Origin of the sequence: Mesorhizobium sp. ISC11, from assembly GCF_037162595.1 — a bacterium.
Classification (GTDB): domain Bacteria; phylum Pseudomonadota; class Alphaproteobacteria; order Rhizobiales; family Rhizobiaceae; genus Mesorhizobium; species Mesorhizobium ciceri.
Map to the genome: position 1 here is coordinate 5,568,338 of NZ_JAVSPW010000001.1, position 15,114 is coordinate 5,583,451.

General features: G+C 63.7%; 14 protein-coding genes. 9 read left to right on the forward strand and 5 right to left on the reverse strand.

Going from position 1 to position 15,114, the window contains the following annotated elements:
* Positions 1 to 16: 16 nt before the first annotated feature.
* From RPF88_RS26885 to RPF88_RS26910, 6 genes are all read left to right on the forward strand, one after another.
* On the forward strand, positions 17 to 478 hold the full coding sequence (locus RPF88_RS26885) for a (2Fe-2S)-binding protein (RefSeq protein ID WP_063169182.1): 462 nt from the start codon (positions 17 to 19) through the stop codon (positions 476 to 478).
* Between the two features lie 2 nt (positions 479 to 480).
* Positions 481 to 2,754 (forward strand): xanthine dehydrogenase family protein molybdopterin-binding subunit, encoded by a 2,274-nt coding sequence (locus RPF88_RS26890; RefSeq protein ID WP_337123495.1) that lies wholly within the window; start codon positions 481 to 483, stop codon positions 2,752 to 2,754.
* Entirely contained in the window at positions 2,751 to 3,359 is a 609-nt protein-coding gene (locus RPF88_RS26895; protein WP_063169180.1) for a hypothetical protein, read from the forward strand. The genes RPF88_RS26890 and RPF88_RS26895 overlap by 4 nt, the downstream gene beginning before the upstream one ends.
* Before the next feature lie 155 nt (positions 3,360 to 3,514).
* Positions 3,515 to 4,690 (forward strand): efflux RND transporter periplasmic adaptor subunit, encoded by a 1,176-nt coding sequence (locus tag RPF88_RS26900; RefSeq protein WP_013529194.1) that lies wholly within the window; start codon positions 3,515 to 3,517, stop codon positions 4,688 to 4,690.
* Between the two features lie 80 nt (positions 4,691 to 4,770).
* Positions 4,771 to 7,944 carry an efflux RND transporter permease subunit gene (locus tag RPF88_RS26905; RefSeq protein WP_127366518.1) on the forward strand — a complete coding sequence of 1,058 codons (3,174 nt, stop codon included), beginning with the start codon at positions 4,771 to 4,773 and terminating at the stop codon, positions 7,942 to 7,944.
* 93 nt (positions 7,945 to 8,037) lie between these two features.
* On the forward strand, positions 8,038 to 8,196 hold the full coding sequence (locus RPF88_RS26910; RefSeq protein ID WP_013529196.1) for a DUF3309 family protein: 159 nt from the start codon (positions 8,038 to 8,040) through the stop codon (positions 8,194 to 8,196).
* A 57-nt stretch (positions 8,197 to 8,253) separates the two neighbouring features.
* On the opposite strand, the gene RPF88_RS26915 is transcribed toward RPF88_RS26910, so the two are convergent.
* Positions 8,254 to 9,213, reverse strand: coding sequence for an SDR family oxidoreductase (locus RPF88_RS26915; protein WP_337123496.1), 960 nt, complete (start codon positions 9,211 to 9,213; stop codon positions 8,254 to 8,256).
* A gap of 113 nt (positions 9,214 to 9,326) precedes the next feature.
* Entirely contained in the window at positions 9,327 to 9,536 is a 210-nt protein-coding gene (locus RPF88_RS26920) for a DUF680 domain-containing protein (protein WP_063169177.1), read from the reverse strand.
* Positions 9,537 to 9,650: 114 nt separating this feature from the next.
* Between RPF88_RS26920 and RPF88_RS26925 the strand changes: the two genes are divergently transcribed.
* Positions 9,651 to 10,559 (forward strand): LysR family transcriptional regulator, encoded by a 909-nt coding sequence (locus RPF88_RS26925; protein ID WP_063169176.1) that lies wholly within the window; start codon positions 9,651 to 9,653, stop codon positions 10,557 to 10,559.
* Here the strand turns inward: RPF88_RS26925 and RPF88_RS26930 are convergent.
* The 3 genes from RPF88_RS26930 to RPF88_RS26940 all read right to left on the reverse strand — a co-directional run bounded on the left by RPF88_RS26930 (position 10,523) and on the right by RPF88_RS26940 (position 12,933).
* A complete protein-coding gene (locus RPF88_RS26930; protein ID WP_127371326.1) occupies positions 10,523 to 11,698 on the reverse strand; it encodes an MFS transporter in 1,176 nt (391 codons plus the stop codon). The genes RPF88_RS26925 and RPF88_RS26930 overlap by 37 nt on opposite strands.
* A 117-nt stretch (positions 11,699 to 11,815) precedes the next feature.
* Positions 11,816 to 12,124 carry a DUF1244 domain-containing protein gene (locus RPF88_RS26935; protein WP_013529201.1) on the reverse strand — a complete coding sequence of 103 codons (309 nt, stop codon included), beginning with the start codon at positions 12,122 to 12,124 and terminating at the stop codon, positions 11,816 to 11,818.
* A gap of 11 nt (positions 12,125 to 12,135) precedes the next feature.
* Positions 12,136 to 12,933: an N-formylglutamate amidohydrolase gene (locus RPF88_RS26940; protein WP_337123497.1), complete on the reverse strand. Its 798-nt coding sequence runs from the start codon at positions 12,931 to 12,933 to the stop codon at positions 12,136 to 12,138.
* 245 nt (positions 12,934 to 13,178) lie between these two features.
* On the opposite strand from RPF88_RS26940, the gene RPF88_RS26945 reads away from it, so the two are divergent.
* Both RPF88_RS26945 and pyk read left to right on the forward strand, forming a co-directional pair.
* Entirely contained in the window at positions 13,179 to 13,667 is a 489-nt protein-coding gene (locus tag RPF88_RS26945) for a DUF1036 domain-containing protein (protein ID WP_013529203.1), read from the forward strand.
* On the forward strand, positions 13,664 to 15,100 hold the full coding sequence (gene pyk, locus RPF88_RS26950; RefSeq protein WP_013529204.1) for a pyruvate kinase: 1,437 nt from the start codon (positions 13,664 to 13,666) through the stop codon (positions 15,098 to 15,100). Before RPF88_RS26945 ends, pyk begins: the two co-directional genes overlap by 4 nt.
* Positions 15,101 to 15,114: the final 14 nt, after the last annotated feature.

Here is a 15,114-nt window from a genome sequence, read left to right on the forward strand (position 1 = left end):
AACAAAGGGTATCCCCATGCGCCTCACCGTCGACGGTCAGTCATTCGATATCGACGCCGATCCGGACATGCCGCTGCTGTGGGCACTGCGCGATCTCATTGGCAAGACCGGGCCAAAGTTTGGCTGCGGCATCGCCGCCTGCGGCGCCTGCACTGTGCATGTCGACGGTCAGCCGGTGCGTTCCTGTTCGTTTCCCGTCGGCGAGGTCGGCGGCGCCGTCACCACCATTGAAGGCATCGGCACGGCAGGCGGACTGCATCCGGTGCAGCAGGCATGGCTGGAGGAACAGGTCGCGCAATGCGGCTACTGCCAGGCCGGCCAGATCATGAGCGCGGTGGCGCTGCTCGATGAAGTCGCCGACCCAAGCGATGCCGACATCGACAACGCCATGGGCGGCAATCTCTGCCGCTGCGGCACCTATCCCAAAATCCGCTCGGCCATCAAGAAGGCCGCGGCGCTCAAGACGGCGGGGCTCTGACCATGGCCAGGGTCGGAAAGATCGCCCGCCGCACGTTTCTGATTGGCGCTGCCGCTGTCGCTGGCGGCGTTGCCGTCGGCTACTACTATTATCGCAAGCCGTTCCCGAACCCGCTCGAGGCCGAGCTTGGCAAGGGCGAGGCGACGTTCAACCCTTATGTGAAAATCGGCGCCGACAACACCATCACCATCGTCGCGCCGCGCGCCGAGATGGGGCAAGGCATCTCGACGACGCTTGCGGCCATGGTCGCAGAGGAACTCGACGTCGGGCTCGACCGGGTCATGGTCGAGCATGGACCGGCATCCCATGCCTATTACAACGCCGCGATCCTCGAGGAGGGCGGTCCGTTCGCCTTCTTCGATGAAAGCCTGACCGCGCAGGCGGTGCGTTCCGGTCTCGGTGTGGTCGGCAAATTCCTTGCCCTGCAGGGCACCGGCGGTTCGGCTTCGACACGCGACGGTTTTGACAAGATGCGGCAAGCGGGTGCCGCTGCCCGGCAGATGCTGGTCGCAGCGGCAGCGCAAAAACTGGGTGTCGCGGCGGCCGATCTGGAAACGGCCGACGGTTCGATCCTGTACAAGGCGTCCGGCAAATCGCTGACCTACGGCGCGGTCGCCGCGGCTGCCGCCGCGATGGCGCCGCCGGCCGAAGTCAGGCTCAAGGACCGGGCCGACTGGAAGCTGCTGGGAAAGCCGCAGAAGCGCATCGACATGCTGGCAAAGCTCACCGGGGCGCCGATCTTCGGCATCGATGTCCGGCTGCCGGAGATGGTCTACGGCACGGTCAAGATGAGCCCGCGCTTCTGGTCGAAGCCGGTCAAGGCGGACCTCTCCAAAGCCGAGAAAATGCCTGGGGTGATCAAGATCGTGCCGCTCGAGACGAATTACGGCCATGGCTTCGGTATCATCGCGAATAATACATGGGCAGCATTCAAGGCGGCCGAGGCGATCGACGCCCAGTGGTCCGATCCTGAATATCCGCTCAGCAGCGCCGCCATTTCAGATGTGCTGAAGCAGGCGCTTGCCACCAAGGGGTCGGTGATGCGCGACAATGGCGATGTCGAAACCGCCTTTGCCGACGCGCCGCGCGAAAGCATCATCGAGGCAGACTATGCCGTGCCCTATCTGGCGCATGCGACGATGGAGCCGATGAACGCCACGGCACAGTTCAGGGACGGTGCGCTCGACATCTGGTGCGGCAACCAGGCGCCGACCCTGGTGCGGCAGCTTTGCGCCAACGCGGTCGGCATCGAGCAGGACAAGATCAATGTGCACACCACCTTCATGGGCGGCGGTTTCGGCCGGCGCGTCGAGATGGACTACGCGCTGTGTGCCGCGCTGATGGCGAAGGAGACGGGCGGACGCCCGATCAAGGTGACGTGGACGCGTGAAGAAGACATGCGGCACGACGCCTATCGGCCGGCTGCTATCGGCAAGTTCCAGGCGCGGCTCGGTGACGATGGCATGCCGATCGCGGTCGACATGAAGATGGCCTCGCCATCGGTGATTGCCGGTACGCTGCGCCGGCTGTTCCCCTCGGTATCGCCGCTCGGTCCCGACAAGACCATTGTCGATGGCGCCTATGACCAGCCCTACACGATCCCGAATTATCGGGTCAGGGGTATCGCGGCGCCGGTCTCCATCCCTGTCGGCTCCTGGCGTTCGGTCGGCAGTTCGGTCAACGGCTTCTTCCATGAGGGCTTCATGGACGAGATCGCGGTCGCCGGAAAAATCGATCCGGTCGAGATGCGCAAGAGACTGATGGCCGCCTATCCCTCGGCGGTGAAGGTGGTCGAGAAAGTCGCCGCGATGGCGAAATGGGGCGAGGCGCTGCCCGCCGGCAAGGCCAAGGGCATGGCCTTCACGCTGTCCTTCGGCAGTTGGGTCGGCGAGATCGTTCAGGTGGCGGACACGCCGGCCGGCATCCGCATCGAGAAGGTGTGGATCGCCGCCGATGTCGGCACCGCGCTCGATCCCGGCATCATCGAGGCGCAGTTGATTTCCGCCGCCATCTACGGCCTTTCGGCGGCGATGGGTCAGGAAATCACCTTCGCCGACGGCATGGTCGAACAGTCGAACTTCCACGATTTCGATGCCATGCGGATCTTCCAGTGCCCGGTCTTCGAAGTCGCCATCCTGGAAAATTTCCACAAGATGGGCGGCGTCGGCGAGATCGGCACACCGCCGGCGGCTCCAGCACTCGCCAACGCCATCTTCGCGCTCACCGGAAAGCGCATCCGCACGCTGCCGCTGTCGAAAACGGTGGCCTTCGCATGAAGAAGCTCCTCATCATGCTGACGCCTGCTGCCATGCTCGTGCTCGCAGCGCCGTTTGCGATTGCGCAAGAGAGCCAGACGCCGGCGCCGGCGACCGTCGACGCGGCGAAAGGCCTGCCCGAATGGGACAAGGTCTATGCGGTGTTCTCGCATCCGCGCTGCGCCGACTGTCATGTCGCGGACGACCGGCCGCGATGGTCGGGTGCGCACTATCGCGGTACGCGCGTTCACGCCTTCAATGTCCAGCGCGGTGCTGACGGGTCGGGCTTCGGCAATCCGGGCCTGCGCTGCACGACTTGCCATTTCTCCAGCAATTCCAAGGCATTGCACGGGCCGCCCGGGGCCGAGAACTGGCATTTGGCGCCGGCCGAGATGGCCTGGTTCGGCAAATCCTCGGCCGAAATCTGCGCCCAGATCAGGGATCCCCTGCGCAATGGCAACCGCAGCTTGAAGGACATCGCGCTGCATGTTCGCGACGACAGATTGGTCGCCTGGGGCTGGGCGCCGGGGCCGGATCGTGAACCGGCTCCGGGCTCTGCCGAAGCGACCTATCAAGCGATCGAAGACTGGGCCGCGGCGGGCGCATCTTGTCCGCCGGGGCAATGATCTTGCAACTTTCAGACTATATTGCGGTGCAACTTTGATGTAGAAGCGCGCTTCGCCGATCACGGCAAATTGAACACGGCTTGGCGCGCACCCATATCGGCGACGCGCCCGCGTTATGAGGACGCTGGCCGAACCCGCAGTGGAAAACAACGACGATGCCGAGAATCAGGTTTCACAAGCTTGCAGCCATTGTTGTGCTCATTGGTTTCGCGGCGTGGATGGCGACAGGCGAGTTTTCGTCGGTCGGCAGCGTAGCCGCCAACAAAGCCAAGGCAGCCGGAGCCGAACAGGCCAAGGCGCCGGACGCGGCCAAGCCGAAGACGGCTGAAGCCGAGCCGAAGGCACCGCTGCGCACCGTTGCGGTGGTGACGCCGCCACGCAAGACCTATGCACGCGCCATCCGCATTTCCGGGCTGACCGAAGCCGACAAGCGGGCGGTGCTGGCGACGCGCGTCGCCGGTGTCATCGACAAGCTGCCTGTCAAGCAAGGCGATCACGTCAAGACGGGGGATCTGGTACTGATGCTTGCGGCGGAAGAAAAGATCTCGATGGTCGACAATGCAAAGCAGTTGGTGGTGCAGCGCCAGGCCGAGTTGGACGCAGCCTTGCGGCTGATGAAGACCGGCAATCTGCCGAAGCTGCAGCTCGACACCGCGCGCTCGAACCTGACCTCGGCGCAGTCGCAACTGGAAACGGCACAGGCCGAACTCGACCGCAACGAGGTGAAGGCGCCCTTCGACGGCGTTATCGACCGGGTGCCGGTGGAACTTGGCAGTTCCATCATGCAGGGCGGCGAGGTGGCAACCATCCTCAAGCTCGATCCGGTGATTGCCCGCGGCGAAGTCAGCGAGCGCGATCTCGGCTACCTGAAACTCGGGGACAAGGCCACCATACGGCTGGTCAGCGGCCAGACTGTCGAAGGCACCGTGCGCTACATCAGCCGCGACGCCTCTTCGGCGACCCGCACCTTCCGCGTCGAGGTTGCCGTCCCCAATGCCGACGGCTCCGTGCCGGCCGGCATGACGGCGGAAATCGCACTCAGCGCGTTGCCGACCGATGCGGTGCTGCTGCCGCGCTCGGTGGTGACGCTCGGCGACAAGGGCGACCTCGGCATCCGTGCCGTCGGCAAGGACAACAAGGTTGCGTTCTTCCCCATCGACCTCGTCGACGACACGCCGACCGGCCTGGTGCTTGGCGGCATCCCTGCCGATGCGCGCATCATCGTTGCCGGCCAGGAACTGGTGAAGGAAGGCGATGAGGTCAAGCCGGTCGAAGCCGACCAGGCAACCATCCAGAAACTGCTGGGCGAAGCGACCGCCGGCACGCAGTAGCATGGGATACGGCGGACAGACCCCGGGCGGGGACACTTGGCTGCGACGCAGCTCGTGAAATTCAAGAACAGGCGTTAGCCATGGATATCGTCAGACTCGCAATCAACAATGCCCGCCTGACCATCTCGGTGCTGGTCTTCCTGCTGCTCGCCGGCTGGGTCGCCTATCAGTCGACGCCGAAGGAAGCCGAGCCCGACGTTCCGATTCCGATGATGTATATCAGCCTGATCTATCAGGGCATTTCGCCGGAGGATTCGGAGCGCCTTCTGCTGCGGCCGATGGAAAGCAAGCTGAAGAGCCTGAAAGGCCTCAAGGAAATGCGCTCGGCCGCCTTCCAGGGCGGCGGCTATGTGCTGGTCGAGTTCCAGCCGCAGACAAATCTGGCGACGGCCTTGCAGGACACGCGCTCCAAGGTCCAGGACGGCAAGGCCGACCTGCCGCAGGCGGCCGAAGAGCCGGTCGTTACCGAAGTCAACATCTCCGAATTCCCCGTCCTCGTCGTCACCCTGTCGGGCGAATTGCCCGAACGCGTGCTGACCGCCGCCGCGCGCGAACTGCGCGACCGTATCGAGGAAGTGCCAGGCGTCCTGGAGGGCTCGTTGCAGGGTTCGCGAGACGATCTTGTCGAAGTCGTCATCGATCCGATGAAACTGTCGTCCTACGGGTTGCAACTCGATCAGCTGATCGGCGCTGTCGGGGCCTCCAACAGTCTGGTCGCCGCCGGCAATATCGAAGGCTCGGAAGGCAAATACGCCGTCAAGGTGCCGTCACTGATCGAGACGCCCGAGGACGTGGCGGCCTTGCCCGTGGTCGCCGGCCCCAATGCCGTGGTGCAGGCCAAGGACATCGCGACGATCCGCTCGACCTTCGCCGATGCCACGACGATTACGCGCCTCAACGGCAAGCCGGCCATCGCCATCGAAGTCAAGAAGCGCATCGGCGCCAATCTGATCGACACGCTCGCCAAGGTGAGGGAGGTGTCCGACGCCTACGTCAAGACGATGCCGCAAGGCATGAACGTCACCTACACCCAGGACAAGTCGGTCTTCGTCAACCAGTTGCTCGGCGATCTGCAGAACCACGTCATGATCGCCGTCATCCTGGTGTTCATCGTCATCCTCTACGCGCTGTCGGGTCGTGCCTCGCTGCTGATCGGCCTGGCCATTCCGTCGTCTTTCCTGATCGGCATCCTGCTGCTGGCGATGATGGGCTACACGATCAACATGATCGTGCTGTTCAGCCTGATCCTGGCTGTCGGCATGCTGGTCGACGATGCCATCATCGTCACCGAGTTCGCCGAACGGCGGATGAGCGAAGGCATGCCGAAGGCGGAAGCCTTCGCATTGGCCGCCAAGCGCATGGCCGGTCCGGTCATTGCCGCGACGATGACGCGCATAGCCGCCTTCTCGCCACTGCTGTTCTGGCCGGGCATCATCGGCGACTTCATGAAGTACATGCCGATCACCCTGATCGTCACGCTATCGGCCTCGATGCTCTATGCGCTGGTGTTCGCGCCGACGCTGGGGGCGATCTTCGCCAAGGCGCCGGAGCATCATGAGGATGACAATCGCGACGGCTGGTACATGGCGATCGTCAAGCAGGCGGTGCGGTTTCCGATTACGGTGGTTTTGCTGACGGTCGCTCTGCTGTTCGGCGTCGGCTTTGCCTATTCGAAATATGGCGCCGGTGTCGAATTCTTCCCCAGTGTCGAGCCCGACTACGGCCTGCTCTACGTGCACGCGCGCGGCAACCTTTCGCTGGCCGAAATGGATACGGCGACCAAGATTGCCGAAAACAGGATGCTCGGCTGGCCCGGCATCAAGTCGGTCTACACCCGCGTCGGCAAGACACAAGGCGGCGGCCAGGATGTCCCTGAAGACGTCGTCGGCGTCATCCAGTACGAATTCATAGATTGGCGCGAGCGCAAGTCGGCGAACCAGATCCTGAACGATTTGCGCGGCGTCATGGCCGGCATTCCCGGCGTCGATGTCGAGGTGCGCGTGCCGGAGGCCGGTCCGCCGACCGGCAAGCCGATCCAGATCAGGCTTTCGGCCGTCGACCCCAAGGGGCTCGACGACAAAGCGCGCGCGGTTGCGGCACGCATCGGCAAGGTGCCTGGCGTCATCGACATTTCCGACGGCCTCCCGCCGCCCGGCGTCGACTGGGCGCTCGAGGTCGACCGTGCCAAGGCAGCGCAATATGGCATCAGCCCAACCGCTGTCGGCACAGTGGTGCAACTGGTGACCAACGGGCTGAAGCTTTCGGAATACCGGCCTGCCGGCGCCGACGACGCCGTCGACATCAGGCTGCGTCTGCCGGAAGACCGGCGCACGCTGTCGACGCTCGACGAGCTCAGGGTGCAGACCTCGCAAGGCTCGGTGCCGATCTCGAATTTCGTCGTGCGCAAGCCGGAGCCGACGGTTGGTATCCTCAACCGTATCGACGGCGCGCGCACGGTGGTCGTCCAGGCAAACGTTGCCGCAGGCGCCCAGGTCGCGGCCGTGCAGGCGGAGGTCACCAAGGCTGTCTCCGGGATGGATCTCGGCAGCGGCATACGTTGGAAGCTGGCCGGCTCGAACGAAGACAGCGCCGAGGCCAGCGCCTTCCTTGGCAAGGCCTTCGGGGCGGCGATCTTCCTGATCTTCCTGGTGCTGCTGATGCAGTTCAACAAATTCACCAGCGTGCTGATGGTGCTGTCCTGCGTGGTCATGGCGACGGTTGGCGTGTTCCTGGGGCTGCTGATCACAGGCGAGACCTTCGGCATCGTCATGTCGGGCATTGGCGTCATCGCTCTGGCCGGCGTGGTGGTGAACAACAACATCGTGCTGATCGACACCTATGACCGGCTGCGCGAAGAAGGCTGGGACAAGATGGACGCGGTGCTGCAGACCTGCCGCGAGCGCGCCCGGCCGGTGGTGCTGACGGCCGTGTCGGCGATCCTCGGCGTGTTGCCGATCGCCTTCGGCCTTGGGCTGGAAATCTTCCATCACGAGACGACGATCAACGCGCCGTCGACGCAATGGTGGATTTCGCTGTCCTCGGCGATCGTCTTCGGCCTGTCCTTCGCCACCTTGCTGACGCTGGTGGTGACGCCGTCGATGCTGATGATTTTCACGCGCAGCAAGAACAGCCGCTTCTATGCGTTTTTCCGCCGGCTGTTCCGGCGCGGCAAGGGAACGGTTTCGCCGACCGACAGGCTTGGCCAGGAAGCAGGCGACGAACCGGAAATCGCCTTTCCGAAAGCCGCCGAATAGACCCCATCGCCGATTTGACCGGCAGAGGCCGCCCGGAACAACCGGGCGGCCTCTGCATTGTCTCTGAGCGAAACGTCGAAGCGAGGGCTTCTCATGCCGATCACCACCATCGTCATCATCGTCCTGATCCTTGTCCTCATCGGCGCGGTGCCGGCCTGGCCGCATTCGCGCTCCTGGGGTTATGGGCCGTCGGGTATTGTCGGCGTCGTGCTGGTGGTGCTCATGGTGTTGCTGTTGATGGGACGGCTCTGAGGCGCCCTCTCGTGGATTGTTCAGTGTGCAGAGGGGCGGCGCCCGTGATCGCGGGAGTCAGGCAGCTTTCGCAACGCCATCCACGGTGGCAATGCCGATATCGCCAAGAGCTTCAGCAACCGCCTGATCCAACGGCGTGTGCGGGATCTCGCCGACGATGCCTTCCAGCCGTATCGAAGCCACCTGATGCGGCTCGAAGCGCAGGTAGGACATGGAGACGATCTCGCGCCACATCGCCACGAACGGGCTGCCAGCGCGCAGCACCCACCAGGGCATCGAAGTCATCTTGAGCGGACGACCAATAGCCTTCTCGGCAGCGGCCTTGATCTGCAGATCGGTGACCGCGTGGCCCGGAAAGTTCAGCGCTTCATAGAAGCCGAGCTTGTCCAGATTGCGCGCCAGCGCGACGAAACCCACAGCGAAGTCAGGCAGATAGGCCCATTCATGCACGAGCTCGACCGGGCCAGGCGCGGTGTAGATACCTTTGTTGATCTTGGCGGCAACGATCAGGTCGAACCATGATCCGCTGCCGGTGCCGCCGAAGAAATCGCCGGCCCGCAGAAGAATGGTGCGGACGCGGCTCGCGTCGGCCTCGCGACGAAACAACTCCTCCATGGCGCAGCGGATGCGGCCCTTTTGCGTGCTCGGGTGGAAGGGTGTGTCTTCCGATATCACCGCCGGCATCGGCGAGCCGTAATTGTAAACGGTGCCGGGGAAGAGGTGCAGTGCGCCGTTCGCGTGGCAGGCGGCCATGACATTCTGCGCCATCGGCAGGCACTTGCCCCAGTCGGTGTAGATCGGGTTGAGGCCGTTGAAGACGATATCGACACCTTGCGTGGCGCGGATGAGGGCCTCGCGGTCGAGAGCGTCACCGGCAACGGCCGTGGCGCCCTTGAGTTCGGCCGGTACCTTGCCGTTGCGGGTGACGGTGCGGACCTCGTAGCCCGCGTCGATGAAGGCCTTGGCGACCACGCGGCCGAGCCGGCCACCGGCACCGAGAATTGCGATCTTGGTCATTGGAAGCACTCCTGGTTGGGATTTAGGTGGTCGGTCGGGCGATCGGTACCAGCGACAGCGCGATCGGGATCAGCGGCAAGCGCGATCGGGATCAGCGACAAGCGCGATCGGGATCAGCGGCTGCCGAAGAGGTCGCGGTTGCTGCCCTGTGTGACCGGCTTCCGGATGGCCGCATCGGGGTTGTGAATCGAAGCGGTGGTCGTGTCGTCGGTGCTGGTGGCGGCCGGCTGGCTGGCGTCGTTCGAACCAAACTTGTCGCTGCCGGCAAAAGCGGCGCTGACGGAAATGAGGATGGCGGCGGTGGTGAGAGCGATCTTGGTCATCTGAGTTCTCCTGGTTGGTGTTTGCAGTCCGTGTTGGTGTCTGCAGCTGGAATATGGGCGCTTCGAATACGAATGGAAATTGACTAAAGGTGGCGTTCTGATATTCATAAATGAATGGCAGAAATCGACTGGAACCTGATCAAGAGCTTTGTCACCGTGGCGGAATCCGGCAGCCTGTCGGCTGCCGCGCGAAAGCTTTCGGCCAGCCAGCCGACGCTTGGCCGTCACATCGGCGAGTTGGAACAGGCGCTGGGCGTCACGCTGTTCCGTCGAGGACGGCACGGCTACGAACTGACGGAGGCCGGCAGCACGCTGTTGGAACGCGGCAAGGCGGTCAGCGAGCAGGCAAGCGCCTTCTCACTCCTGGCACTGGGTTCGGTCGAGGCTATCGAAGGCACGGTGCGTATCGCCGCCAGCGAGGTCGTGGCGGCCTATGTCCTGCCTGAGATGACGATGCGGCTGGGGATCGAGGAGCCCGGCATCGAGGTCGAGATCGTCGCTTCCAATCAGGTTGAGAACCTGCTGCGTCGAGATGCCGACATCGCCATCCGCATGGTCAAGCCGGCGCAGAACGAGCTGATGGCACGCAAGGTCTGCGACATCGAGCTCTGCGCCTGCGCGGCCAAATCCTATCTCGACAGGCGCGGCCGTCCGCTGAAGCCTGCCGATCTTGTCGGCCACGATCTGGTCGGCTTCGACCGCGGCGACGAGATCATCAGGGGTTTTACCCAGCACGGCATCCCCGTCACCCGGAGCAGCTTCCGCTTCAGGACCGACAACCAGATGGTTTTGTGGGAAGCGGTGCGGGCGGGAAACGGCATTGGTCTTGGCCAGGAGCCGCTGGCCGACAGGGATCCTTTGATTGAGAAGGTGCTGCCTGACCTGCCGCTGCCAGTTCTGCCGGTGTGGCTGGCGATGCATCGCGACGTGCGTACCAGCGTGCGCATCCGCCGTGTGGTGGATTTCCTTCACGAGGAGCTGAAACGCTATTCTGCGGGTGCTGGCGCGAATTCGGCGCGGTGAGCGAGCCCGGCCATCAGCAACACGATGATCAGCAGTCCCGACATGGTGATGAAGATCGGGCCGAAGCTGGAATGCTCGGCAACGAAGCCGATCGCCGACGGCGCCACCAGTATGCCGCAGTATCCGATCGTTGTGACCACGCTCATGCCGGTGCCGGAAGACATGCCTTCCTGGTTGCCGCCGGCCGAAAAGATGATCGGCACCATATTGGCGATGCCGAAGCCGCAAAAGGCAAAGGCTGCAATGGCGAGCCAGGGCGAGGGCGCCAGGCCAGCCACCAGCATGCCGACCGCGGCTACGAGGGCCGACGCGCGTAGCGTCGTCACCGCGCCGAAGCGATTGCGTATGCCGTCGCCGAAGAACCGCGTAACCGCCATGACGCCTGAAAATCCGGCGTAGGCGAGGCCGGCGACGGCGAGATCGGCGCCGAGCTCCTGGCGCAGATACAGGGCTGCCCAGTCGAGCACCGCGCCCTCGGAGATCATCGCCAGTAACGCCATCAGCCCGATCAGATAAACCAGCGGGTTTGCCGGCAGTGCGAATTTGTGGTGCTCGGCCGCCTGCGGTCTGTCTTCGGCGAGGAGATAGCGAACGGCCACCGCGATCACCGCGAAGGCAAACGCCGTTACTGCCGCCGCGTGGACGAGGTGGCCGTAATGCTGGATGGCAAAGCCGCCGAGGCCGCCACCGGCAAAACCACCGAGACTCCAGAAGCCGTGCGAAGACGACATGACGGCGCGGGAGAGCCGCCGTTCGACCACCACGGCGTTGGCATTCATGGCAACGTCCATGCCACCGATCGAGCCGCCGAAGATGATCATGGCCGCGGCCGCCAAGGGTACGTCGGGCGCCAGCGCCACGACCATGAGACCGAGGCTGCCGCACAGCGCGAACCAACGCAGTACGGTGCGCGAACCATGTCTGGAGATCAAATGGCCACACCAGGTCATCGCGACGACGGCGCCGACCCCAAACAAGAGAATCAGCAGACCGAGCGTGAACTTCGAAATCTCCAGCCGGGTCAGGAACACCGGAATCTGCGGCGCCCAGCTGCCCGTCAGGAAGCCGTTGGCGAGGAAAATGGCCGCGAGCGCCCATCGTCCGCGAATGGCAGTCAGCTTGGCAGTTGACGCGTTCATGAGGCGAATCCCGCAAGAAATGGCTTCGCGCGGCAAATTAGATCGATTCAATTTTCAGTCAAGGCTCTTTCGGGAAGCATTTTTTGAGCCAAACACAGCCTTGAGTGATCGCTGGCCTTAATGGTCCTTGGGGCGCCTTGCCTCGAATTCGGCCTTCTTGGCGTCGGAGGCCTCGGTCTGGTTGAGCGCCTGCCATTGCGCATAGGGCATGCCGTAGACGATCTCGCGCGACTGATCCTTGGTGAGATCGACGCCCTCGGCATTGGCCGCCTCGCGATACCAGTTCGACAGGCAGTTGCGGCAGAAGCCGGCGAGGTTCATCAGGTCGATGTTCTGCACGTCGTTGCGTTCGCGCAGATGCTCGACCAGCCGGCGGAAGGCGGCCGCCTCGAAATCGCGTTGCTGCTCGTCGCTGAGTTCGGTCATCGAAACCTCCGTCATAGCGGCCCGGTGCGCGAGCCGAACATCTTCACCACATGTATATCGGGACGGCGGTCGATGGCGTCAACGATCGGCGCCAGCCGTTCGGCCCAGGCGAGCGCGCCGTTCTGGTCCGATATCAAATCCTGTCGGATCTCGATCAGCGCATGGGCGAAGCCGTTGACGATGGCGTGCTTGTACATGGTGTCGCCGCGCAGCGCGCCGTCATAGGGTTCGTTGTCGCCGACGACGAGGTTCCTGTCCTGCGCCAGCATGTCTATCAACGGCCGCGCCACGCGGTCGTCGAGGTCCCACAGGATGCCGACGTGCCAAGGACGCTGGATTCCTTGCATGGCCGGGGTGAAGGAATGCACCGAGAAGATGAAGGGCGCCTGGGCGGAAGCCTGTGCGACCGAGGCGATCATGGCGCTGACGGCGTCGTGATAGGGCCGGTAGAACCCGTCGAGCCGCCTCTCGCGCTCCTCGGCAGCGATGGGGTAGTTCCCAGGTACGACAGTGCCGTCATAAAGCTGGCGAATGAGCGTCGGGTCGTCTTCGCCGCGATTGGGATCGATCAGCAGCCGCGAAAAATTGGCGAGCACCGCTGGCACGCCGAGCAGGGCAGCCAGTTCGCGCGTCACGCCCTCGACGCCGATGTCATAGGCGATGTGGCGGTCGAACTCCGCTGAGGGCAGGCCGAGGCTGCCATAGTCGTCGGGCAGGTCGCGACGGGCATGATCGCCCAACAGCACGATGCCTCGCTTGCGGTCGCCCTCGATGATGTCGAAAGGCGCGAAAACTGTGGATCGGGTCATTGGCGGGAAATGGTCTGTTCGCTGGCTTCCGGGGAGGATGCTATCGTCATTCCACGAAGACGACGCTTGCGCAATGCCGTTGTTTGGCCAAGGTTTCCCGGGAAATCTGGCACAAGTCGGCGAATTGTGCGCCGGAGCCTTTCTAAATCGATTGGAATTGGACAAAACGGTGCGTTGACATGCGCCCGGACTTTTCCGAAAAGGGGCGCAGAGAGATGCTGATGTGGTTTTTGAGGGGTTTTCGGATGAGTTCCGCCGGCGGGCAGCGCATGCGCTCTGCCTTTGCCATGCCGCTCCTCACTCTTGCCATCGGCCTGTCGGCCATGGTCGTGGCTTCGCCGGCGCGTGCCGATTTCCGCGTCTGCAACGCCACGCAGAACCTGGTTGGCGTCGGCATTGGCTATCGCGCCAAGGCCGGCTGGATCACCGAAGGCTGGTGGCACATCGAGGGATCGAGTTGCAAGACGCTGATCGAAGGGCCGCTGTCATCAAGGTTTTACTATCTTTATGCAGAAGACGCCGAACGCGGTGGACGCTGGGACGGCCCGATCAACATGTGCGTGGCTGAAAAAGAGTTCAAGATCGCAGGCGTAACCGACTGCGTCGCCCGGGGCTTTCAGCGCGCCGGATTCCAGGAATATGACACGGGCGAACAGGCAAGCTGGATGGTCCAGCTGACCGATGAGTCCACAACGGGAGGCGCTCCAGCCACCCCGGGAACAAACAGTCAATGAGACGTAGCCGCAAGGTCAAGATCCTAGCCACCATCGGTCCTGCCTCCTCCTCGGAGGAGATGCTGAAGAAACTGTTCGAAGCGGGCGCCGATGTGTTCCGCATCAATATGAGCCATACCGACCATGAACTGATGCGCACGCTGGTCGGACGCATCCGCGCTGTCGAGGAAGCCGTTGGCAGGCCGATCGGCATCCTCGCCGATCTGCAAGGGCCAAAGCTGCGCGTCGGCAAGTTCGCCAACGGCAAGGAAGTGCTGACGCAAGGCCAGACCTTCACGCTCGACGACAATCCCGAGCCCGGCACTTCGACCAGGGTCTATCTGCCGCATCCGGAAATCCTGAGCTCGGTCGAAGCCGGCCATCGCCTGCTGATCGACGATGGCAAGCTCGAGCTGAAGGCGGTGAAGAGCGACGGCAAGTCGATCGTCTGCACCGTCGTCGCCGGCACCACGATTTCCGACAAGAAGGGCGTCAGCCTGCCTGACACCGACCTGCCGGTCGGCGCGTTGACCGAGAAGGACCGCAAGGACCTCGATGCCGTGCTGGCCACAGGCGTCGACTGGGTGGCGCTGTCCTTCGTGCAACGGCCGGAGGATCTGGCCGAAGCGCGCAAGATCGCACGCGGCCGGGCGCTGATCATGGCCAAGATCGAGAAGCCGCAGGCTGTCGCCCGGCTGGCCGAAATCATCGAACTGTCCGACGCGCTGATGGTCGCCCGCGGCGATCTCGGCGTCGAGATGCCGCTCGAGGCGGTGCCCGGTATCCAGAAGCAGATCACGCGCGCCGCACGCCGCGCCGGCAAGCCGGTGGTGGTTGCAACGCAGATGCTGGAATCGATGATCACGGCACCGGTGCCGACCCGCGCCGAGGTGTCCGATGTTTCGATCGCCGTCTTCGAAGGCGCCGATGCCATCATGCTGTCGGCGGAATCGGCGGCGGGTGCCTATCCCGTCGAGGCCGTGGCAATGATGAACCGTATCGCCACCAAGGTCGAGACCGATCCGACCTATGCCGGCATCATCAACGCCCAGCGCTCCGAGCCGGAAGCGACCGGCGCCGACGCCATTTCGCTGGCCGCGCGCGAGATCGCCGAAACGCTGAAGCTGTCGGCGATCATCACCTACACCGCATCAGGCACCACGGGCCTGCGCGCCGCCCGCGAGCGGCCGCAAGTGCCTGTTATCGCGCTGTCGCCGATCCTCAACACGGCGCGGCGGCTGTCGCTTTTGTGGGGCACGCATTGCGTTGTCTCGCCCGACGCCGTCGACCTCGACGACATGGTCAACCGCGCCTGCCGCATCGCCTTCGACGAAGGCTTCGGCAAGCCGGGCGACCGCGTCATCATCACCGCGGGCGTACCGCTGCGGACACCGGGTTCGACCAACATGCTGCGCATCGCCTATATCGGGTCGGACACACAAGTCAGCCGCTAGATTCCTAAAGCGTG

What these genes read in the sequence shown, in the direction of transcription:
- RPF88_RS26885 (WP_063169182.1), top strand. Translation starts at nt 17, where the DNA reads ATGCGCCTCACCGTCGACGGTCAGTCATTCGATATCGACGCCGATCCG.
- RPF88_RS26890 (WP_337123495.1), top strand. Translation starts at nt 481, where the DNA reads ATGGCCAGGGTCGGAAAGATCGCCCGCCGCACGTTTCTGATTGGCGCT.
- RPF88_RS26895 (WP_063169180.1), top strand. Translation starts at nt 2,751, where the DNA reads ATGAAGAAGCTCCTCATCATGCTGACGCCTGCTGCCATGCTCGTGCTC.
- RPF88_RS26900 (WP_013529194.1), top strand. Translation starts at nt 3,515, where the DNA reads ATGCCGAGAATCAGGTTTCACAAGCTTGCAGCCATTGTTGTGCTCATT.
- RPF88_RS26905 (WP_127366518.1), top strand. Translation starts at nt 4,771, where the DNA reads ATGGATATCGTCAGACTCGCAATCAACAATGCCCGCCTGACCATCTCG.
- RPF88_RS26910 (WP_013529196.1), top strand. Translation starts at nt 8,038, where the DNA reads ATGCCGATCACCACCATCGTCATCATCGTCCTGATCCTTGTCCTCATC.
- RPF88_RS26915 (WP_337123496.1), bottom strand. Translation starts at nt 9,213, where the DNA reads ATGACCAAGATCGCAATTCTCGGTGCCGGTGGCCGGCTCGGCCGCGTG.
- RPF88_RS26920 (WP_063169177.1), bottom strand. Translation starts at nt 9,536, where the DNA reads ATGACCAAGATCGCTCTCACCACCGCCGCCATCCTCATTTCCGTCAGC.
- RPF88_RS26925 (WP_063169176.1), top strand. Translation starts at nt 9,651, where the DNA reads ATGGCAGAAATCGACTGGAACCTGATCAAGAGCTTTGTCACCGTGGCG.
- RPF88_RS26930 (WP_127371326.1), bottom strand. Translation starts at nt 11,698, where the DNA reads ATGAACGCGTCAACTGCCAAGCTGACTGCCATTCGCGGACGATGGGCG.
- RPF88_RS26935 (WP_013529201.1), bottom strand. Translation starts at nt 12,124, where the DNA reads ATGACCGAACTCAGCGACGAGCAGCAACGCGATTTCGAGGCGGCCGCC.
- RPF88_RS26940 (WP_337123497.1), bottom strand. Translation starts at nt 12,933, where the DNA reads ATGACCCGATCCACAGTTTTCGCGCCTTTCGACATCATCGAGGGCGAC.
- RPF88_RS26945 (WP_013529203.1), top strand. Translation starts at nt 13,179, where the DNA reads ATGAGTTCCGCCGGCGGGCAGCGCATGCGCTCTGCCTTTGCCATGCCG.
- pyk (WP_013529204.1), top strand. Translation starts at nt 13,664, where the DNA reads ATGAGACGTAGCCGCAAGGTCAAGATCCTAGCCACCATCGGTCCTGCC.